Genomic DNA, 19,768 nt, shown 5'->3' on the forward strand with positions numbered 1-19,768 from the left:
CTTGGCCTCCTCGGCCCGCAACACGGCCCGTCCATCGGCAACGGGCGCACCGTATGCCCGCAACAATCCCTTCGCCTGGTATTCGTGGATGTTCACTCTAGATCTCCTCCCCTGGTGTGGCCCCACGTTGGGGGCCGTAATTTATTTGATGAGCGGTAGCATCTTCTTGAAGGCGGGTGTTCCCGCCTGGCCGAGCCATTCAAAGATGACCATTTCAGTCGTCACGATCCCTATGCCCGCCGCGTTGAGCCGTGCCAGACATGCCGCTTCGCTTTCGGTGGTGCGCGATGCGGTCGCGTCGGAGACGACAAAAACCTCGTAGCCCTCTTCGATGAGGCTCGCGGCGGTCTGCACCACACAGATGTGTGCCTCCATTCCCGCAAGGATGGCTTGTCGCCGGTTGAGGCCTCTAAATGCGCTCGCGAAGGCGGCATCTTCCATGCAGGAGAAATGCATCTTTGGCAGCACGGTTGCTTCGGCCAGCCCCCTGAGTTCCGGGACGGTCGCGCCAAGGCCGGCGGGGTATTGCTCTGTCATGATGACGGGCACGCCGATCTCCTGCGCTCCCGAGAGCAGTTTGCGGGTGTTGCGAATCGTCCGGGCGGGGGCTTGCATCGCGGGAACGAGTCGTTCCTGCATGTCGATCACGACCAGCACGGAATCCGTCGATCTAATCAGCATATACCCACCCTGTTTTCTCTCGAATGACCTAAAAGAAGGCCTTTGGCATACCAGATACCACGATGGAAATATTGCGGCAAGTGGTCTTGGTTGCGACTTTGCGGGTATCCCGGGGCGGGGCCCTATAGAGTCTATAGTACATTAAAAGAGATTGGGGTGCGCGAAGTCCCCGGGCATCCATCTTTCAAATTTGGTTTTGTCGCTGGGTGATTCTGTAACCGTTTGTATCTCCGCGATAAAATGACGTCTTGCTTGGGGCCCTATGCTGCAAATGCGAGACGGAAAAACTCTCGAGATCACAGGGATATCCGAAACTTTGGTCTTAGTTGATGCTGCAACTGCGGCGTAAAATCGAGATCAAAAGGGAATTGCTAGGTCAAATTTCTTGGTCTATGGTATACCACATGAAGAGCGTAACGTCTGACATGATCTGCGGGGAGGCGGAGTCAAGATGAAGCTTCGTCCTATCCCGGCCAATTTTACGCTGAAGGATCATGTTTATGACATGCTCCGGGACGCCATCACAGAGATGGACATCTATGCGGAAGATGCGGACCTGCGGGTAGATGAACGATCGATGGCGCAGCAACTCGGGATATCCCGCACGCCATTGCGCGAAGCGATTGCACGGCTTGAACGGGACGGGTTGGTGACGGTGGTGCCCCGCAAGGGCGTCTATGTGCAGCGCAAGTCGCTCACCGAAGTGCTCGAGATGATCGTGGCTTGGGCCGCGCTCGAAAGCATGGCGGCGCGGCTCGCGACGGAACGGGCAAGCGATGCGGAGATCAGCAGCCTGCGCAGGATTGCTGGAAAGTACGCTGGTAACGATGGGGTGGGCACTCGGATATCTGAGTACTCGGAGGACAACATCCGGTTTCACCAGCGCATTTTGGAAATTTCGAAGTGTGCATTGCTGAAGGATCTGGCTGACGGCCTCTTCCTTCACATGCATGCAGTGCGCCTCCGGGCGATGGGCGAGGGGGATCGGATCAACCGGTCTGTTGTCGACCATGAAGAGATCATCGACGCGCTGGAAATGCGCGACGCAGACCAGGCCGCGGACAGGGTGCGAGAGCACACCATGCGGCTACACGAACATGTTCGACGCTCCTGGACAAAACTGGAGCTCGACAGGCGGAATAGCGAGAAGGCCAAGGCGCCCGGTCGCTGATATCGACGGAAAAACCGGGTGGAGCCGGTTCTGAAGGGAGGAATAGATGGCGGTAGCAGCTGCGAACGAGATGACGGGGAGCGCCGAGATTGCGCCCGAGACCCTGACAGACGGGTTTCATCTCCTGATCGACGCATTGAAGTTGAACGGGGTCGAGACGATCTACAACGTCCCGGGCATCCCTATCACGGACTTGGGGCGCTATGCGCAGGCTCAGGGCCTGAGGGTCCTGTCGTTCCGGCATGAACAGCATGCTGGTTATGCCGCTGCCGCAGCGGGGTTCCTCACGAAGAAACCCGGCATCTGCATGACGGTTTCCGCGCCCGGGTTCCTGAACGGCCTGACTGCGCTGGCGCATGCGACCACGAACTGCTGGCCGATGATCCTCATCTCTGGATCTTCCGAGCGGGAGATCGTCGATTTGCAGCGCGGCGACTATGAAGAGATGGATCAACTCGCCATCGCACGGCCCCATGCCAAGGCAGCGTATCGTATTCTGCACGCTCAGGATATCGGACTGGGCGTTGCCCGCGCAATCCGCGCTGCTCTGACCGGCCGCCCCGGCGGTGTGTATCTGGATGTGCCCGGCGCGCTTCTGGGGCAGGTTATGGATGCGGTCGAGGGCGAAAAATCCCTCATCAAGGTCGTCGATCCCAATCCGGCCAGTGTGCCTGCGCCAGAGGCGATCGACCGCGCAGTCGAGCTGCTGTCAAAGGCCAAAAAGCCGCTTATCATCATCGGCAAGGGCGCGGCTTATGCGCAGGCGGACGATAAGGTCCGGGAGCTCGTCGAGACGCTCGGCTTCCCGTATCTGCCAATGTCGATGGCCAAGGGCTTGCTTCCAGATACCCATCCACAGTGCGCTTCCGCTGCGCGTTCCTTGGTGCTCAAGGAGTCCGACTGTGTCTTCCTGATCGGCGCGCGCCTCAACTGGCTGCTGAGCCACGGAGAGGGCAAGGCTTGGGGCGAGAAGGGATCAAAGACCTTCGTCCAGATCGACATCGAACCCACCGAGATGGACTCCAACCAAAAGATCTCCGCACCTCTTATCGGAGATGTTGGAAGCGTGGCCACGGCCCTTCTGGAGAAGATCGGCAGCAACTGGCAAAAGCCTGACGAAAGCTGGACGGGTGCTGTGCGCGAGAAGGTCGAGGGCAACGTCGCCAAGATGGCGCCGCGGCTCAAGAACAACAACTCGCCGATGGACTACCAAGGCTCGCTCGGCGTGATCAAGGATCTGATCTCGGAAAACCCGGATGTGGTGCTGGTGAATGAGGGCGCCAACGCGCTCGATCAGTGTCGCTCGATCGTTGATATCCACAAGCCCCGCAAGCGTCTCGACGTCGGCACCTGGGGTATCATGGGGATCGGCATGGGGTCCGCGGTCGCGGCTGCGGTCGAAACCGGAAATCAGGTTTTGGCCGTCGAAGGCGACAGCGCCTTCGGGTTCTGCGGCATGGAAGTGGAGACCATCTGTCGCTACAACCTGCCGGTTTGCATCGTGATCATGAACAACAACGGCATCTATCGCGGAGACGGCGAAAACTGGGGCGGTGGGGACGATCCTTCGACCACAGTCTTCGTCAAGGACTCGCGGTACGACATGATGATGCAGGCCTTTGGCGGCGTCGGCCTCACGGTCGATAATCCCGACGCGCTGCGCCAAGCCGTCAAGGAGGCTTTCGCCAGCCGCAAGCCCACGCTGATCAACGCCGTGATCGCAGAAGGCGCCGGCAAGGAAAGCGGCAACATCGGAAATCTCAACCCGTCCTCCGTGGTGGCGCAACAGCGCTATCCGCAGGCGCAGAAGATCAAGTAAAGACAGGAGAGAAGAGAATGAAAGCTCTCGAAGGTGTGAAGGTTCTGGACTTCACGCATGTACAGTCCGGCCCGACCTGCACCCAGCTTCTGGCTTGGTTCGGCGCGGACGTCATCAAGGTCGAACGGCCCGGCGTCGGCGACGCGACCCGCAAGCAGCTTGTGGATGTTCCCGGCGCGGATAGCCTCTATTTCACGATGCTCAACCACAACAAACGGTCGATCGAGCTCAACTCCAAGAACGAGACGGGCAAAGAGATCCTCACAAAGCTCATCGAGACTTGCGATATCCTGGTGGAGAACTTCGCGCCCGGTGCGTTGGACCGGATGGGGTTCTCGTGGGAGCGGATTCAGGAGATCAACCCGCGGATCATCATGGCCTCGGTCAAGGGCTTCGGGCCCGGCAAATACGAGGACTGCAAGGTCTATGAAAACGTTGCGCAATGTGCGGGCGGCGCGGCATCGACTACGGGTTTCCGGGATGGTCCCCCTCTCGTGACCGGCGCGCAGATCGGGGATTCCGGCACCGGCTTGCACCTGTGCCTCGGGATCGTCACAGCGCTTTACCAGCGGGAAAAAAGCGGTCGCGGCCAGAAAGTTCTCGCACCGATGCAGGACGGGGTTATCAACCTCTGCCGGGTCAAGCTGCGCGATCAGCAGCGGCTCGAAGTCGGTCCGCTCAAGGAATACAGCCAGTTCGGCGAAGGGGTAGAGTTCGGCGACGCGACGCCGCGCGCCGGCAATGACTCCGGCGGCGGTCAACCGGGCCGCATTCTCAAGTGCAAGGGCTGGGAGACCGATCCGAACGCTTACACCTATTTCATCACTCAGGCCGCTGTCTGGGAGAAGATCTGCGACGTGATCGATGAGCCTGAGTGGAAGACCAAGGACGGATATGCCACTCCGGGAGATCGCCTCGACAAGCTCAATGAGATCTTCGGCCGCATCGAAGAGTGGACCATGACGAAAACCAAGTTTGAGGTCATGGACATCTGCAACCCGCTTAACATCCCCGTCGGGCCGATCCTCTCTACCAAAGAGATCATCGAGGACGAGGGGCTGCGCGCCACGGGGACGATCGTCGACGTCGATCACCCGGAGCGTGGCCGCTACACGACCGTCGGTTGCCCGATCAAGTTGAGTGACAGCCCGGTCGACGTGGAGCGGTCTCCGCTTCTCGGCGAACATACGGTGGAGATCCTGCAGCAGGTTCTTGGCTATGCCGGAGAGGATCTGGAGCGCGTGATCGGCTCGGGGGCCGTGGGCGAACCAAAACGCGTCGCCGCAGAGTGAATGACATAACGGTGCATCCGGCAAAAGACCGGTAGCACCAATCGGGAGGGAAGACATGCGATTGATCGTGATGGGGCAGCAAGCGTTCGGGAAGGACGTGCTCGCCAAATTGCTGGACGACGGGACCGATGAGGTCGTGGCCGTCTATTGCGAGCCCGACAAGGAGGGCAAGCCCGTCGATCCAATCAAGGAGTTCGCCTTGGAGAAGGGGTTGCCGGTCGAGCAACCGGCCAACTTCGACGATGCGGAAACGCTGGAGACGCTGAAAGGCTACAATTCCGACCTGATGGTCATGGCCTTCGTCAACGTCTTCGTGCCGGAAGCGGCGCGGGATACACCGACCCACGGGTCGATCTGTTTCCATCCGTCGCTTCTGCCGCTGCACCGTGGTCCGTCGGCTGTGAACTGGCCGATCATCATGGGCAGCACCAAATCGGGCTATTCGTGGTTCTACCCGAGCGATGGCCTCGATGAGGGGGATAGCCTGTTGCAATGGGAATGTCCTATTGAGCCGAACGATACGGTGATCGATCTCTACTTCAAGAAGATCTATCCGCATGCGGTGGACAGCGTGCTGACGGTGGTGAACCACTATCGGGACGGAAACCCGCCGCGCATCGTGGCAAACGAAGATGAGGCCACCTATGAGCGGCGCTGCACCACGCGTCACTCTCGGATCGACTGGGGCCGTCCGGTCAAGCAGGTCTATGACCTGATCCGCGGGACGAACCCGGCACCGGGGGCCTTCACCTCGTTTCAGGGCAAGACGCTCGGGATTTTCGACAGCAAACGAGTGCCGGGAGACGGGATTTCCGGGCGCATCCGCGCGATATCCGAAGACGGCATTGAGGTTCAGTGCGTCGGTGGGCGCATCCTCGTGCAGCGCGTTCGCCCCGAGGGCGAAGGCAAGTTGAGCGCCGCTGAGTGGGCGGCAAGTGCCGACCTCAAGGTCGGCGACGAGCTCGGAAACTAAGCAAACATCAGGGATTTGGAAGAACACTATGTCCGACATTGAAATCGCCCGCGCCGCCAACAAGAAGCCGATCCAGGAGATTGGCCAGAAGCTTGGCATTCCCAATGAGCACCTTCTGCCCTTCGGGCACGACAAGGCGAAGGTCTCCGAAGACTACATCAAGTCCGTACAGGGCAACAAAAACGGCCACCTGATCCTCGTGACGGCGATCAACCCGACACCCGCGGGTGAAGGCAAGACCACCACGACGGTTGGGCTCGGCGACGGTCTCAACGCAATTGGCAAGAAGGCCGCGGTGTGTATCCGCGAAGCCTCCCTTGGCCCATGCTTTGGCATGAAGGGTGGCGCCGCCGGCGGCGGTTATGCCCAGGTCGTTCCCATGGAGGATATGAACCTCCACTTTACGGGCGACTTCCACGCGATCACATCGGCGCACAACCTGCTCGCCGCCATGCTCGACAACCACATCTACTGGGGGAACGAGCAGGAAGTAGACATCCGCCGCATCGCCTATCGCCGCGTGATGGACATGAACGATCGCGCCCTGCGTGAGATCGTCTGCAACCTCGGCGGCGTGGCGAACGGCTTCCCACGCGAAGCGGGCTTCGATATCACCGTTGCATCCGAAGTGATGGCGATCCTGTGCCTTGCCAATGATCTTGCCGACCTCGAAAAGCGTCTGGGCGACATCATCGTCGGCTATCGCCGCGACAAGACACCCGTCTACTGCCGTGACATCAAGGCAGACGGCGCAATGACCGTCCTTCTGCAACAGGCGATGCAGCCGAACCTTGTACAAACGCTCGAAAACAACCCGGCCTTCGTACATGGCGGACCCTTCGCCAATATCGCGCATGGCTGTAACTCCGTCGTCGCTACGACAACGGCGCTCAAGGTCGCAGACTACGTCGTTACCGAAGCGGGCTTTGGCGCGGATCTCGGGGCTGAGAAGTTCTTCGACATCAAGTGCCGCAAGGCAGGGCTCAAGCCCGAAGCGGTCGTGCTCGTGGCCACGGTTCGGGCGATGAAGATGAACGGCGGTGTCGCCAAGGGTGATCTGAACAACGAGAATGTCGATGCAGTCAAGAAAGGCTGTGCGAACCTCGGGCGCCACATCGAGAACATCAAGAAGTTCGGCATGCATCCGATCGTCGCGATCAACCACTTCGTTTCCGATACAGACGCAGAGGTTGCCGCGATCCAGGAATTCGTCTCCGGCGAAGGGTCCGAAGCGGTTCTCTGCAAACATTGGGCGAAGGGTTCCGAAGGGATCAAGGAACTCGCCGAAAAGGTTGTGGAGATCGTCGAGGCCGGCAAGTCCGACTTCAAACCCCTCTATGAGGATGACCTGTCGCTCTTTGGGAAGATCGAGAAGATCGCCAAGGAAATCTATCGCGCCGATGAGGTGATCGCGGACAGTAAAATTCGCAATCAGCTCAAGGAATGGGAAGAACAGGGGTACGGTAACCTGCCGGTCTGTATGGCCAAGACGCAGTATTCCTTCACCACCGATCCGACCCGCCGGGGGGCCCCGACCGGGCACGATCTTCCGGTTCGCGAAGTTCGCCTTTCCGCCGGTGCCGGGTTCATCGTCGCGATCTGCGGCGAGATCATGACAATGCCGGGCTTGCCCAAGGTCCCCTCGGCGGAGAACATCCGCATCAACGAGGCTGGCCAGATCGACGGGTTGTTCTGAGCCATGGCCGGGAGCAAGCTGCATAGCATCATGCTACCGGTCCGGGGCGACGGCAAGGGCGACAACGTCCTTGCCCACGCCGCCGTCCTTGCCCGCAAGTTCGGCGCGCATGTCCGGGTGGTCCATTGCCATCCGGCTGCGCAGGACATGATGCCCTTTGGCGTGGTCGTCCCCTCCTTTCTGCGTCAGCAGATCGAGAGCGCGGTCAAGTCGAGCGCATCCTCTACGGAAGATCAGCTTCGGGAGGAATTTCGAGGCCTTATCGCCGGTATGGGGTTAAAGGAACAGGAGCGTCCCGAACCAGGGGTCGCGACAGCGAATTTCTGTGAATACGTCGGCAAGCAGGTCGATGCGGTTAGTCATCATGGACGTCTTGCGGACCTGATCTGTGTTGCCCAGCCTGATCACGAACAGAATCTGGGGATCAACACGCTGAAATCCGCGCTCTTCTCGTCGGGACGGCCCGTTCTGGTCTGCCCAGATCGGGACACCCCGCCGGCAACGATCGGGCGGCATGTGGCCGTGGGATGGAATGGATCGTTGGAGGCTTCACGGGCGGTCCGGTTTTCCGCGCCGTTCTTTGACTCAGCCGAAGAAGTGACGATCCTCGTCAGCGGTAATAACCCGCATGCGGCAACCGGCGAAGAGCTTCAGGATTATCTGGCGCACCGCGGCGTAGCGTCGCAGATCAGGCGCTTTGAAACGCGGGGCATCGCGGGGCATGCACTATTGAGCAATTGCGAGCAGATCGGGGCGGATCTGTTGGTGATGGGCGCCTATCATGAGAGTTATGGCCGCGAAACGGTGTTTGGCGGAAACTCACAAGTCGTCGTGGATGAAACAAAAATCCCCGTCGTCATGGCGCATTGATTAGGGAAGGAGGGACGTTCCAGTCGAAGTAGAAGAAAGACCGATTAAGCTAGACAAAACGAATCAGACTTTTCCGCGCAAGCGCCCGTGAGAGGCGCGACGGAGAGACCAGCCAGACCGCTGGTTTTGATTTCACCAAGGTCACCATAGGGAGGAAGACCATATGACAATCCTGAAATCCATGCTGACGGGTGCGGCCGCACTCGCCTTGACGGCTCCGGCCGCCATGGCGGAATGGCAACCGCGCAAGCCGGTCGAGTTCATCATCATGGCCGGTACAGGCGGTGGTGCGGACCAGATCGCGCGTCTGTTGCAAGGCCTGATCCAGAAGAAGGATCTGAGCCCGCGTCCGTTCATTCCGATCAACAAGCCCGGCGGCTCAGGCGCCGAAGCTCTGCGGTACTTGCAGGACAAGGCCGGCGACGATCATGTGGTCATGATGACGCTCAACAGTTTCTACACCACGCCGATCATCCAGGACGAGCTTGGGGTAGACCCGACGGAATTCACGCCCATCGCGCTGATGGCGATGGACACGTTCCTGCTCTGGGTCAACACGGATCGCGACGATATCAACGATCTGGACAGCTATGTCGCTGCGGTAAAAGAAGCAGGCCTCAACTGGAAAGTTGGTGGTACTGGGTCGGGCCAGGAAGACTCGGTTCTCACTGCGATGATGGAAGCCGAGTTCGGTTATGACGTCACCTACATCCCGTTCTCGGGCGGCGGCACCGTGGCCAAGAACCTCGTCGGCAACCAGATCGACTCGACGGTCAACAACCCCGCCGAGCAGATGGAGTTCTACCGCGCTGGCAACAGCAAGCCCCTCGTTCAGTTCACCGGTGAGCGCCAGGCGGCTTTCCCCGATGTTCCGACAACGAAGGAACTTGGAATCGACATTGAATACTACATGCAGCGTTCGGTGAATGGTCCGCCAAACATGGATCCCGAAGCAGTTGCTTGGTACACGGATCTTTTCCAGACGCTCTTCGACAGCGAAGAATGGCAGAGCTACTGCAAGTCGGACGGTTTGACATGTGACAACATGATGACCGGCGAAGAGCTGGCAGGGTTCCATACGAAGCAGTTCGCTGCACACAAAGAGCTCATCGCCAAGGTCGGCGCTGCAGCAATCACCGGGGAATAAGTTCCCCCACGGAGCCCGCTGGGCGGGCTCCGTACTTGTCTCGCAATTCACACGCGTTTGGCTCGCTGCATCCCGCAGCGTGACAGAGGATCTTTGCCTATCGCCATCGGGCGGGCAGGTCCCGACATGGAGAAGAAAAATGACTGTCCGTACGGCAGAACTCATAATGGCAATCGCCCTGTTGCTGGCCTCGCTCGGACTGATGGCCAACATCTACTTCGGCGATCTCAACATCGGCTGGGTGCCGGGCCGAGGCCCGGGTGCGGGTATGTGGCCGTTCTGGCTTTCGCTCGGGATGGCTCTGTCCTCCGTTGCGACCCTGTTTCGCTGGGTTACCGGGGCCACCCCGGAATCGCGCAATACCGAGCCTTTCGTCGCGCCCGAAACGATCTTCCTCGTCAGCGTCTCGGCCATCTCAATCCTGGTGTTGCTGCTGATGATGACATTCATCGGCACTTACTTCGCGCTGATGATCTTCATGTTCTTCTTCGTGCGAGTGCTGGGCAAGCATGGCTGGGTGGCGACCATGGGAATGGTCATTGGAACGCCAGTCTTCGTCTACCTTCTGTTTGAAGTGGCGCTGACGAAGTACCTGCCCAAGGGGCTTCCGGTCTTCGAGGAGATGTTCCTCGCCGTCGACAACCTGCGCTACGCGCTGTTCTACTAAGGACCCGGATATGGAAACCGTAATCACAGCACTGGGGTCGGGCCTTCTCGAGGCCTTCCAGCCGCTCAATCTCTTCATGATCTTTGCGGGATGTCTCGCGGGTCTTTTCGTCGGCTGCATGCCGGGCCTGGGATCCGTCAACGGGGTTGCGATCCTGCTTCCCGTGACGTTCCTCGTGCCGCCTACCACAGCGATCATTTTCCTCGCCGCGCTCTATTATGGCGCAATGTACGGGGGGGCGATCAGTTCGATCACGCTCGGTATCCCCGGGGCTTCTACTGCGGTTGCTACTGTCTTTGACGGGCGACCCATGGCCCAACAGGGCAAGGCCGACAAGGCGCTAATGGCCGCCGCAATCGCCAGCTTCATCGGCGGTTCGGTGTCGATCGTCCTCTTCACCCTCTTCGCGCCTCCGCTTGCTGCGTTCGCGCTCAAGTTCGGGCCGCAGGAGGAGTTCGCGCTGATGCTACTCGCCTTCGCCACCTTCATCGGGCTCGGCGGAGACGATATACCCAAGACGATCTTCTCGATCCTACTCGGCCTTGTTCTTGCGGCTGTCGGCTTCGACATCATCTCCGGCCGTCCGCGCCTCATCTTCTTCGATATGGTCGAATTCCAGCGCGGGATTGGCTTCCTCGTGCTTGCCATCGGTGTCTACGGCGTGGGTGAGATGCTCTGGACGCTTGAGACGACCAAGGGCACGGTTCAGATGCACAAGGTCAACATTGGCTGGCAGCGGATGAAGGAGAACTTCAAGGACGTTAAGATCTACATCAACTCGACGTGGCTCGGCTCTTTCCTTGGGTTCTTCGTGGGTACACTGCCCGCAGCCGGGGCGACTCCTGCCGCGCTGATGTCCTATGGCCTGTCCAAGACGTTCTCCAAGGATCCCGACAGCTACGGCAAAGGGAACATCTCGGGCGTCGCGGCGCCGGAAGCGGCCAACAACGCGGCCTCTACCGGGTCCATGTTGCCAATGATCACGCTCGGTATCCCCGGTTCGCCAACCACGGCGATCCTTCTTGGTGGGATGATCATCTGGGGTCTGCGCCCTGGTCCGCTCCTCTTCACCGAAAGCCCTGATTTCGTCTGGGGTCTGATCGGGTCGATGTATGTGGCCAACTTTGTCACCGTGATCCTCAACATCGCGCTCATTCCGGTCTTCATCCGAGTTCTGGCGATGCCCTTCACGATGTTGACCCCGGTCATCTTCACGCTCTGCGTGCTTGGCGTCTTTGCCACGACTGACCGGATGTTCGACAACTGGTTGATGCTGATCATCGGTGTGATGGCTTACTTCCTGCGCAAGCTGAACTACCCGGTTGCGCCTGCGGTTCTCGCCATCGTACTTGGCCCGCTGGCTGAGCGGTCGCTGCGTCAGTCGCTGATTTCCAGCCAAGGCGACGCCATGACTTTCTTCGAGCGGCCGATCTCGCTGGTCTGTATCCTGATCGCGCTTCTTCTGGTGAGCTACCCGCTCATCGCCAAGATGCTGAAGAAGCGTAACGCGCAGCAACCGGCGCAATGACCTGCCTCGGCGTCAACTTTCGTGGCGCGTGCTGCCGCGACGGTTGGCGTCGATGGGAAGGTCAATGAAAAGAGGCTGGTGGGCCCGCTGAGAGCAGGCCTGCCGGGGACAGAGATGACAGTTGATCCCGATGGGCGCATATAGCCGGGGATCATCCATTTTGTAGCTCGATGCATAGCGGATCTTTTGAGCGTGTTCCGCGGCGCATCCCAAGGCCAGGGTCAAACGCCTGTCCTGAGTTTCCTCGCTGAACACCGGACGATGCACCGTTCGGCTGATGGTGAAGAAGCGTTGTGAATCCGGCATCTCCACAAATTGCGGCATGATGACCCCGGGCGTGTAGAACGCCGTGTGGATGTTCCAGACAGGGCAGGACCCGCCGTATTCCGCAAGGTTGAAGGATGTCGCATTGAACCGCTTGGTGACATTCCCCGCGCGATCCAGCCTGATGAAAAAGAAGGGAACGCCGCGCGCGCCCTCCCGTTGAAGGGTCGTCAGGCGCTGGCACACCTGCTCGAACGAGACGCCAAAAGCCGCGGCAATGCGATCAATGTCATAGGCGGCGGCCTGTGCCTCTTCCAGGAATGCCGCATAGGGCATGAGGAAGGCGGCGGCGAAATAGTTGGCGAGTTCCACCCTTAGACGGGGGAGGGCCTGTGTCGAGCGGATGCCACTTTCATCGACAATCCGGGCGATCAGGGGATTGAACTGAACCAGCGCCAACACATGGGCAAGCTGGAACGTCCGGTTCTCCGAGTTGAGCGCCTGACTCAGATAGACGGTTCGCTTCGCTTCGTCATAGAACCGCAGCACGTCATTCATCTCATCGATCCGCCGCACCACGACGTCGATACCGTGGTTATCCCGGAGAATATCACGAAGCGTTCCGAAGAGGTTTTCCCGAGCCACCGGATGTTCGGCCGGAACCGATTCGGCGGCCTCCTCAAGGTCGGGGAAATGGTTGTGATGATCTCGAAAGAAATCGTGAATCACAGTCTCCGGCGAAGATTTCAGAAGCTCATCCGCTTGTGCGTCGCCGCGATAGCGCATGATGATATCGAGCGCGGTTCGGTGAGATTTGTAAAGTTGCAGAAATTGGTCGACGAACCGAGGCGCATGATCAATCGCGCCGCGCAGCTCCGGCAGGGCCGGGCGCTCTCCGGGGAAGGTCGGGTCCTCAAGCGCTTGACGTAACTCGGCCAGGAGACGCGCGGTATCGTCCTTGGCTAGATCTCTCCAGTCTACACTGTAAGTCTCTGAAATCGCCATCAACATTTGGACTGACAGAGACCTCTGGTTGTTCTCCAGCAGATTGATATAGGCCGGGCTTACACCCAGCGCACGAGCCATTTCGGCTTGGGTTTGTTTGCGGCTCCGGCGCAACTCCCGCAAGCGCGGACCAATCAGGGTTTTACTCATGTTTACATCATTACATATAATACGAATGTAGTCTTCACTCTATACACATTAACACGAAATTCGTAGGGTTTTTTCCGAAACCGTTCTATGTAGGGTTAAGCAATAAAATTACTCGACGGAGGAGAACACCATGGCACGTAAAATTCTTGTTCTCGGCGCCTCATACGGCTCGCTACTCGGCACCAAGTTGCTCATGGCGGGTCATGATGTGACCTTGGTATGCCGCAAGGCGACCGCAGATCTCATCAATTCCGAGGGGACCGAGGTACGCATCAAACTGCGTGACGAAGACGAGCCACGGGCGTTCCGTTCGGCAGAACAGCCCGGAACCCTTGATGCCGTGACGCCGGCGGATGCCGATCCAGCAGCCTATGATCTCGTGGCTCTGGCCATGTCCGAGCCGCAATACGGGACGGATGAGATCATGCGCCTCATGAAGCGGATTGCCGACGCGCGAGTGCCTTGCCTCTCGATCATGAACATGCCGCCGCTGCCCTATCTGGCGCGTATTCCGGGCCTCGATGCGAGCAAGCTGGAGCGCGCATTCAATTGCCCCGAAGTCTGGAGTGCGTTTGAGCCCGGTCTCGTGACCCTATGCAGCCCCGATCCGCAGGCCTTTCGCCTGCCAGAGACGGGGCAGAACACGCTTCACGTCGGGTTGCCGACCAACTTCAAGGCCGCGCCCTTCGAGAACCCCGAACATACGGCGATGCTGCGTGAGCTTGAGGCCGATATCGCCGCGCTCGAGATCGACGGCAAGGACATCCCGGTCAAGTTGCGGGTCTATGACTCGCTCTTCGTTCCCTTTGCGAAGTGGGCCATGCTCCTCACTGGCAACTACCGCTGTATCCTGCCCGATGGCGCACAGTCGATCCGCGATGCGGTGCATGGAGATGTGAAAACCTCCGAGCAAATCTACAAGCAGATCGGCCAGATCGTTGTCTCTTTGGGCGCGGACGAAGAAGATCAGGTGCCGTTCCTGAAGTACGCCAAGGCGGCGCAGGGCCTGTTGAAGCCGTCATCGGCCGCACGTGCAATCGAAGGCGGATCCGCTGAGATTGAGCGCGTCGACCTGCTCGTCAAGCTGATCGCGGACCAACTCGGTGTGGCCATCCCGGCGGTCGAGCGTACCGCCGAAACCGTCAGCCAGCGTCTGGCCCAGAACAAGCGCGCGGCCGCCTAAGAGCCAGCGCAACGGGCGCGCACTGGGCGCGCCCGACCCAACCCTGAGGGGAGAGATCCAACAGATGGAAGACTTTGCAACGCCTGTGGGCGCACGGGGAAGCTTTTTCTCCGACCACGTGGAAACCAGTGACCCACACATCGCGGCCTCGGTCCGCCGGGAGTTTGTTCGCCAGCAGGATGAGATTGAACTCATCGCGAGCGAGAACATCGTCTCTCGTGCGGTGCTTGATGTCGCGGGTAGCGTACTGACCAACAAATACGCCGAAGGGTATCCCGGGCGCCGCTACTATGGCGGCTGCGAATTCGTTGATGAGGTCGAAACCCTCGCCATCGACCGGGCTTGTGAACTCTTCGGCTGCGGCTTCGCCAATGTGCAGCCCAATTCGGGAAGCCAAGCCAATCAAGGCGTCTTCCTCGCCTTGATCCAACCCGGTGACACGATCCTTGGCCTGAGCCTCGATGCGGGCGGGCATCTGACCCACGGGGCAAAGCCGAACCTTTCGGGGAAGTGGTTCAATGCGGTGTCCTACGGCGTTGATCCCGACACCCACCAGATCGACTATGAGCGCGTCGCCACCTTGGCCATTGACCATCGCCCCAAGATCTTGATCGCGGGTGGGTCCGCCTATCCGCGTCACATCGACTTTGCCCGGATGCGCGAGATTGCCGACAGCGTCGGCGCATATCTCATGGTGGACATGGCTCATTTCGCAGGTCTTGTCGCGGCGGGACTGCACCCATCGCCATTCCCCCATGCGCATGTCGCGACGACGACGACGCACAAGACCTTGCGGGGTCCTCGTGGTGGCATGATCCTCACGGATGACGAAGTGATCGCCAAGAAGATCAATTCGGCGATTTTCCCCGGCCTTCAGGGCGGGCCGCTAATGCACGCCATAGCCGGGAAGGCGGTTGCCTTTGGTGAGGCACTGCACCCAAGCTTCAAGGACTATGCCAAACAGGTGATCGACAATGCCGCGGTGCTCGCGGCCAAGCTGGAGGAGGCCGGATTTGCCATAGTCTCCGGCGGCACCGACACTCATCTGATGCTGGTCGATTTGCGCCCCAAAGGGATCACGGGCAACCTTGCGGAGAAAGCCTTGGGTCGCGCCCACATCACCTGCAACAAGAACGGCGTTCCAAACGATCCTGAAAAGCCGACCGTGACCAGCGGCATCCGTCTCGGCACGCCTGCGGGCACGACACGGGGTTTCGGCACCGAAGAGTTCACCAGGATCGCCGAGATGATCACGACCGTCCTTAACGGGCTTGCCGAAAATGGCCCCGAAGGAAACGGCGCGGTCGAAGAGGCCGTGAAGATGGAAGCCATCGCGCTTTGCCGTGCCTTCCCGATTTACCAAGACAGCCATTGATAGAAAGCGGAGGAAATTATGTCAGGTTTCAAAGGATTGGCCGTACCCGGCCCAACTAACATGCCGTTCGAAATCCGCCGCGCGATGGATGTCGCGTTGGAAGATCACCGTGCGCCGGATTTCCCTGATTTCATCAAACCGCTGCTGGCGGATCTCAAGAAGGTGTTTCAGACCGAGACCGGACAGGTTTTCGTCTTTCCGGGGTCGGGGACGGGCGGTTGGGAATCCGCCATCGCCAACACCCTCGCGCCCGGAGACACGGTGCTTGCGTCGATCTTTGGTCAGTTCTCCTATCTTTGGGTGGATATGTGCCGCAAATTCGGCCTGAACGTCGATGCGATAGAGTGCGAATGGGGCACGGGCGTTCCCGCCGACCTCTATGAGCAGAAGCTTGCCGCGGACAAGGAACACAAGATCAAGGCCGTGCTCGTGACGCAAAACGAAACGGCGACGGGGGTGACCTCCGATGTGAAAGCCGTGCGCGAAGCGCTGGACCGGACAGGTCACCCCGCGCTCCTCTTCGTCGATGGGGTCAGCTCGATTGGCTCCATTGATTTCCGTCAGGATGAGTGGGGTGTCGATGTCGCGGTGTCCGGGTCGCAAAAGGGCTTCATGCTCCCGACCGGGCTTGCCATCGTTGGCGTAAGTCGCAAGGCGCTGGCTCATCGGCCTGAGGGAGGGCTGCCGCGCTGTTTCTTTGACTATCAGGACATGGCCAAGACCAACGCCGACGGCTTCTTTCCCTATACCCCGGCAACGACGCTACTTCGCGGGCTGCGGGCATCGCTCGACATGATCTTTGACGAAGGGCTGGAGAACATCTTTGCCCGGCATCATCGTCTTGCCGAAGGGGTGCGCCGCGCGGTCGATGCGTGGGGGATGTCGCTGTGTGCGAAGGAGGCAAAGTGGAACTCGGACACGGTGAGCGCCATCGTCGTGCCAGAGGGATACAATGCAAACGACGTGATCCAGACGGCCTATCACAAATATGATCTGTCGCTTGGCGCGGGGCTTTCGAAGGTCGCGGGCAAGGTCTTTCGGATCGGGCACCTTGGCTATCTCAACGAGATTATGGTGCTGCAAGCGCTTGGCGGGGCGGAACTTGCCATGCGCGATGTCGGCCTGCCATTCACGCCGGGGGTCGGGGTTGGCGCTGCAGTCGAATACTATGCCGCCACAGGTCAAGCCGAGGCACTGGCCGCTCAATAACGTAACGCCGGGGTGCCGGCGCTCTCTTGCCGCGTTTGGCTCTCTCCCAGAGACGCGGCGGACCCTGGCGGGGCATTTTGCGCCCCGCTGAAAAGCGAAGGCCGCCCCGATGATCCGGGGCGGCCAAATCTGTTCAAGCAGGCCGTGTTTATTCGGCCGCTTGCGTCGGAGTGTCATCCGTGACCGGGATGGCGTTGTCGTCACCCGCAGTTTTCACCGCCTCGCGCACACCCGCCTCATAATCGGGATGCACCCGGCCGAGAACGGCGAACCAACGCTCCTTCACAGGGTCGGAGCATGGGCCCATCGCTGCTGCCATGTTCTGATGCAGACGGCGACGTTCATCATCGTCCAACACTTCGGCATACAGCTTGCGCGGCTGGACGTAATCGGCATCCTTGTCCTCTTGCGTATACCGGTCGGCGTCGCCGTGAATCCGCAGCGGTGGCTCGGCGACCGACGGATCGGGGCGCGCGCTTTCCTCGTACTGGTTCGGCTCATAATAGGCATCGGGGTGGCCCGTCATCTGCGGGAAGAACCGCATCGTGCCGTCCTTGTGATAGTGATGCACGGCTGTCTTTGGCGCATTCGCAGGGAGCGCCTCGTAATGCGTGCCAAGGCGATAGCGATGCGCATCGGCATAGGCGAAGACACGGCCCTGCAACATCTTGTCGGGGCTGAACCCGATGCCAGGGATCTTGTTGGACGGTGAATAGGCCGCGTTTTCCACGAACTGCCAGTAGTTGTCGGGGTTCTTGTTGAACTCGAGCATACCGACCGGGATCAGCGGGAACTGATCATGTGGCCAGACTTTCGTCAGGTCGAATGGGTTGAAGTCAAGCGTGGTGGCTTGCTCTTCGGGCATGACCTGAATGTTCAGCTCCCACTTCGGGAAGTTGCCCTCATCGATCGCGTTGAAGAGGTCTTCCTGATAGCTTTCGCGGGTTTTGCCGATCAGGCGTTCCGCCTCATCGTTGGTGTAGTTCTTGATTTCCTGCTGGCAGCGGAAGTGGAACTTGACCCAGTGACGCTCGCCCTTGTCGTTCCACACCGAATAGGTGTGGGAGCCATAGCCGTGCATGTGCATCGGGTTCACCGGGATACCGCGATCCGACATCAGGATCGTGACCTGATGCACCGATTCCGGCTGTGCCGCCCAGAAATCGAACATCGCCTCTGGCGAGCGCAGGTTCGTCATCGGGTGGCGTTTCTGCGTCCGGATGAAGTCGGGGAATTTATAGGGGTCGCGGATGAAGAAGATCGGGGTGTTGTTTCCAACGACGTCCCAGTTGCCTTCTTCGGTGTAGAACTTGATGGAGAAGCCCCGCACGTCACGTTCGGCATCCGCCGCGCCCATCTCACCGGCGACGGTGGACCAACGGGAGAGGATGTCGCAGGTGTTGCCGACCTTGGAGAAGATCTTTGCCGTGGTGTATTGGGTGATGTCGTGGGTCACGGTAAAGGTGCCCTGTGCGCCCCAACCCTTGGCGTGGACCACGCGCTCGGGGATGCGCTCGCGGTTCTGGTGCGCCAGTTTTTCGATCAACTGATAATCGTCAAGCATCACCGGGCCGCGTTCGCCGGCGGTCTTGCTTGTATCATTCGTGGGCATCGGTGCGCCGGCTGTGGTCGTCAGTCGCTTCGACATGTGGCTACCTTCCTCTTGGATTGGAATCATTCCAGACGGACATTGACGTCCAGAACGAATAATTGCAAATTGTAGTTTCTTGGAAAAACGATAGGAAAATATTATGGCTGTCACGCTCAGGCAGTTGGAGTATTTCATCGCCTTGGCGCGTCACGGAAATTTCGGACGCGCTGCGGCTGAGGTGCACGTAAGCCAGCCCGCCCTGTCGGTACAGATCCGCGATCTTGAGCGGCACCTTGGTGGGCCATTGGTGGAGCGAAAGGCCCGCAGTGCCGTTCTGACATCATTCGGACGACAGGCGCTGGCCTATGCGGAACGGATCATTTCAGAGGTGGCTCAACTGGAGGAGGCGGCGAGGTGGCGTGGCGGACTGGCCGGGCATTTGCGGTTGGGAATAATTCCAACGGTCGCGCCGTATATCCTGCCGGGCGCGCTCGAGGCTCTGCGCACGCGCGACATTTCTCTTGATGTGCAAGTCACGGAGGCCAAAACCGAACGGTTGATCCGCGACCTGCACTCCGGGGCGCTGGATGCCATTGTGATCGCGGTGCCGTTCGGCCATGCCGGGCTGGTAGAGGAGACGCTCTTCGAAGATCGGTTCCTCCTTGCGGGAAGTGCCGGGCGACTGGATGCCGTTGGCGGCGGGGCAGAGGCGCTGCGCCCTGCATCAATCGGGCAGAGCCAGCTTTTGTTGCTCGAAGATGGTCATTGCCTCACCGATCAGGCGCTGGAGGTGTGCAGCGTCGATCGCGGGGCTGGGCAGATCAATCTCGGCGCCTCGTCTCTTGGGACGCTCTGTCGGATGGTCGAGGCTGGGTTCGGGTTGACCCTGCTCCCTGAACTTGCGCTTGCCGCAGAGAGTACCGCGGCCCCCCGAATGGAAACCCGGCGGTTTGTCGGGGATGAACCTGCGCGGGAGATTGGCCTCGTCCGCCGCGCGGGCAGCGTGGATGATGGGTGGTTCACCGATCTGGCCGACGTGCTCCGCAGTGTCGGTGAAGCCCTTGTCGCGCAAACCCGCGCATGAAATTGAGCATGGCAGCTTTGCGTTTGGCTTGGGTGGAAATCCGGGCGCGAAACGGCTAGGAGG

16 protein-coding genes are annotated in these 19,768 nt (G+C 59.8%); 13 read left to right on the plus strand and 3 right to left on the minus strand.

Annotated features, from left to right (window positions below):
• Nucleotides 1-141: 141 nt before the first annotated feature.
• Nucleotides 142-681, minus strand: a complete 540-nt coding sequence (locus tag BM234_RS16025) for a hydrolase (RefSeq protein WP_092066804.1) — start codon at nt 679-681, stop codon at nt 142-144.
• A 451-nt stretch (nt 682-1,132) separates the two neighbouring features.
• Here BM234_RS16025 and BM234_RS16030 point away from each other — a divergent pair, with 451 nt between their 5' ends.
• The 9 genes from BM234_RS16030 to BM234_RS16070 all read left to right on the plus strand — a co-directional run bounded on the left by BM234_RS16030 (nt 1,133) and on the right by BM234_RS16070 (nt 11,844).
• Nucleotides 1,133-1,852, plus strand: a complete 720-nt coding sequence (locus tag BM234_RS16030; RefSeq protein WP_092066805.1) for a GntR family transcriptional regulator — start codon at nt 1,133-1,135, stop codon at nt 1,850-1,852.
• Nucleotides 1,853-1,898: 46 nt separating this feature from the next.
• Nucleotides 1,899-3,671: an oxalyl-CoA decarboxylase gene (gene oxc, locus BM234_RS16035; RefSeq protein WP_175501298.1), complete on the plus strand. Its 1,773-nt coding sequence runs from the start codon at nt 1,899-1,901 to the stop codon at nt 3,669-3,671.
• A 17-nt stretch (nt 3,672-3,688) separates the two neighbouring features.
• Nucleotides 3,689-4,963 carry a formyl-CoA transferase gene (gene frc / locus BM234_RS16040; RefSeq protein ID WP_092066806.1) on the plus strand — a complete coding sequence of 425 codons (1,275 nt, stop codon included), beginning with the start codon at nt 3,689-3,691 and terminating at the stop codon, nt 4,961-4,963.
• A 55-nt stretch (nt 4,964-5,018) separates the two neighbouring features.
• The gene (locus BM234_RS16045; protein ID WP_245752708.1) at nt 5,019-5,936 is read left to right on the plus strand and encodes a methionyl-tRNA formyltransferase; all 918 of its coding nucleotides are present in this window, start codon (nt 5,019-5,021) and stop codon (nt 5,934-5,936) included.
• A 28-nt stretch (nt 5,937-5,964) separates the two neighbouring features.
• Entirely contained in the window at nt 5,965-7,632 is a 1,668-nt protein-coding gene (locus BM234_RS16050; protein WP_092066807.1) for a formate--tetrahydrofolate ligase, read from the plus strand.
• 3 nt (nt 7,633-7,635) lie between these two features.
• On the plus strand, nt 7,636-8,502 hold the full coding sequence (locus BM234_RS16055) for a universal stress protein (RefSeq protein ID WP_092066808.1): 867 nt from the start codon (nt 7,636-7,638) through the stop codon (nt 8,500-8,502).
• 163 nt (nt 8,503-8,665) lie between these two features.
• The gene (locus tag BM234_RS16060) at nt 8,666-9,649 is read left to right on the plus strand and encodes a Bug family tripartite tricarboxylate transporter substrate binding protein (protein WP_092066809.1); all 984 of its coding nucleotides are present in this window, start codon (nt 8,666-8,668) and stop codon (nt 9,647-9,649) included.
• A gap of 139 nt (nt 9,650-9,788) precedes the next feature.
• On the plus strand, nt 9,789-10,316 hold the full coding sequence (locus BM234_RS16065; protein WP_092066810.1) for a tripartite tricarboxylate transporter TctB family protein: 528 nt from the start codon (nt 9,789-9,791) through the stop codon (nt 10,314-10,316).
• Nucleotides 10,317-10,326: 10 nt separating this feature from the next.
• Nucleotides 10,327-11,844, plus strand: coding sequence for a tripartite tricarboxylate transporter permease (locus tag BM234_RS16070; protein ID WP_092066811.1), 1,518 nt, complete (start codon nt 10,327-10,329; stop codon nt 11,842-11,844).
• 12 nt (nt 11,845-11,856) lie between these two features.
• Here BM234_RS16070 and BM234_RS16075 read toward each other — a convergent pair whose 3' ends face one another.
• Entirely contained in the window at nt 11,857-13,263 is a 1,407-nt protein-coding gene (locus BM234_RS16075; protein WP_092066812.1) for a helix-turn-helix domain-containing protein, read from the minus strand.
• 130 nt (nt 13,264-13,393) lie between these two features.
• On the opposite strand from BM234_RS16075, the gene BM234_RS16080 reads away from it, so the two are divergent.
• The 3 genes from BM234_RS16080 (at nt 13,394) to BM234_RS16090 (ending at nt 17,030) form a co-directional block, all read left to right on the plus strand.
• Nucleotides 13,394-14,446: a ketopantoate reductase family protein gene (locus BM234_RS16080; RefSeq protein ID WP_092066813.1), complete on the plus strand. Its 1,053-nt coding sequence runs from the start codon at nt 13,394-13,396 to the stop codon at nt 14,444-14,446.
• A 64-nt stretch (nt 14,447-14,510) separates the two neighbouring features.
• Entirely contained in the window at nt 14,511-15,821 is a 1,311-nt protein-coding gene (gene glyA, locus BM234_RS16085) for a serine hydroxymethyltransferase (protein ID WP_092066814.1), read from the plus strand.
• Nucleotides 15,822-15,839: 18 nt separating this feature from the next.
• Entirely contained in the window at nt 15,840-17,030 is a 1,191-nt protein-coding gene (locus BM234_RS16090) for an aminotransferase class V-fold PLP-dependent enzyme (RefSeq protein WP_092066815.1), read from the plus strand.
• 148 nt (nt 17,031-17,178) lie between these two features.
• Here BM234_RS16090 and BM234_RS16095 read toward each other — a convergent pair whose 3' ends face one another.
• Complete coding sequence (locus BM234_RS16095) at nt 17,179-18,678, minus strand: catalase (RefSeq protein ID WP_092066816.1); 1,500 nt, start codon at nt 18,676-18,678, stop codon at nt 17,179-17,181.
• Between the two features lie 103 nt (nt 18,679-18,781).
• On the opposite strand from BM234_RS16095, the gene BM234_RS16100 reads away from it, so the two are divergent.
• Nucleotides 18,782-19,705: a hydrogen peroxide-inducible genes activator gene (locus BM234_RS16100; RefSeq protein ID WP_092066817.1), complete on the plus strand. Its 924-nt coding sequence runs from the start codon at nt 18,782-18,784 to the stop codon at nt 19,703-19,705.
• Nucleotides 19,706-19,768: the final 63 nt, after the last annotated feature.

It is taken from the genome of Poseidonocella pacifica, assembly GCF_900111875.1.
Classification (GTDB): Bacteria; Pseudomonadota; Alphaproteobacteria; order Rhodobacterales; family Rhodobacteraceae; genus Poseidonocella; species Poseidonocella pacifica.

Bases quoted from the DNA above. Each gene is read 5' to 3' on its own strand.
- BM234_RS16030 (WP_092066805.1), top strand. From the start codon at position 1,133: ATGAAGCTTCGTCCTATCCCGGCCAATTTTACGCTGAAGGATCATGTT.
- BM234_RS16065 (WP_092066810.1), top strand. From the start codon at position 9,789: ATGACTGTCCGTACGGCAGAACTCATAATGGCAATCGCCCTGTTGCTG.
- BM234_RS16050 (WP_092066807.1), top strand. From the start codon at position 5,965: ATGTCCGACATTGAAATCGCCCGCGCCGCCAACAAGAAGCCGATCCAG.
- BM234_RS16055 (WP_092066808.1), top strand. From the start codon at position 7,636: ATGGCCGGGAGCAAGCTGCATAGCATCATGCTACCGGTCCGGGGCGAC.
- frc (WP_092066806.1), top strand. From the start codon at position 3,689: ATGAAAGCTCTCGAAGGTGTGAAGGTTCTGGACTTCACGCATGTACAG.
- BM234_RS16060 (WP_092066809.1), top strand. From the start codon at position 8,666: ATGACAATCCTGAAATCCATGCTGACGGGTGCGGCCGCACTCGCCTTG.
- BM234_RS16080 (WP_092066813.1), top strand. From the start codon at position 13,394: ATGGCACGTAAAATTCTTGTTCTCGGCGCCTCATACGGCTCGCTACTC.
- glyA (WP_092066814.1), top strand. From the start codon at position 14,511: ATGGAAGACTTTGCAACGCCTGTGGGCGCACGGGGAAGCTTTTTCTCC.
- BM234_RS16090 (WP_092066815.1), top strand. From the start codon at position 15,840: ATGTCAGGTTTCAAAGGATTGGCCGTACCCGGCCCAACTAACATGCCG.
- BM234_RS16100 (WP_092066817.1), top strand. From the start codon at position 18,782: ATGGCTGTCACGCTCAGGCAGTTGGAGTATTTCATCGCCTTGGCGCGT.
- BM234_RS16095 (WP_092066816.1), bottom strand. From the start codon at position 18,678: ATGTCGAAGCGACTGACGACCACAGCCGGCGCACCGATGCCCACGAAT.
- BM234_RS16075 (WP_092066812.1), bottom strand. From the start codon at position 13,263: ATGAGTAAAACCCTGATTGGTCCGCGCTTGCGGGAGTTGCGCCGGAGC.
- BM234_RS16045 (WP_245752708.1), top strand. From the start codon at position 5,019: ATGCGATTGATCGTGATGGGGCAGCAAGCGTTCGGGAAGGACGTGCTC.
- BM234_RS16025 (WP_092066804.1), bottom strand. From the start codon at position 681: ATGCTGATTAGATCGACGGATTCCGTGCTGGTCGTGATCGACATGCAG.
- BM234_RS16070 (WP_092066811.1), top strand. From the start codon at position 10,327: ATGGAAACCGTAATCACAGCACTGGGGTCGGGCCTTCTCGAGGCCTTC.
- oxc (WP_175501298.1), top strand. From the start codon at position 1,899: ATGGCGGTAGCAGCTGCGAACGAGATGACGGGGAGCGCCGAGATTGCG.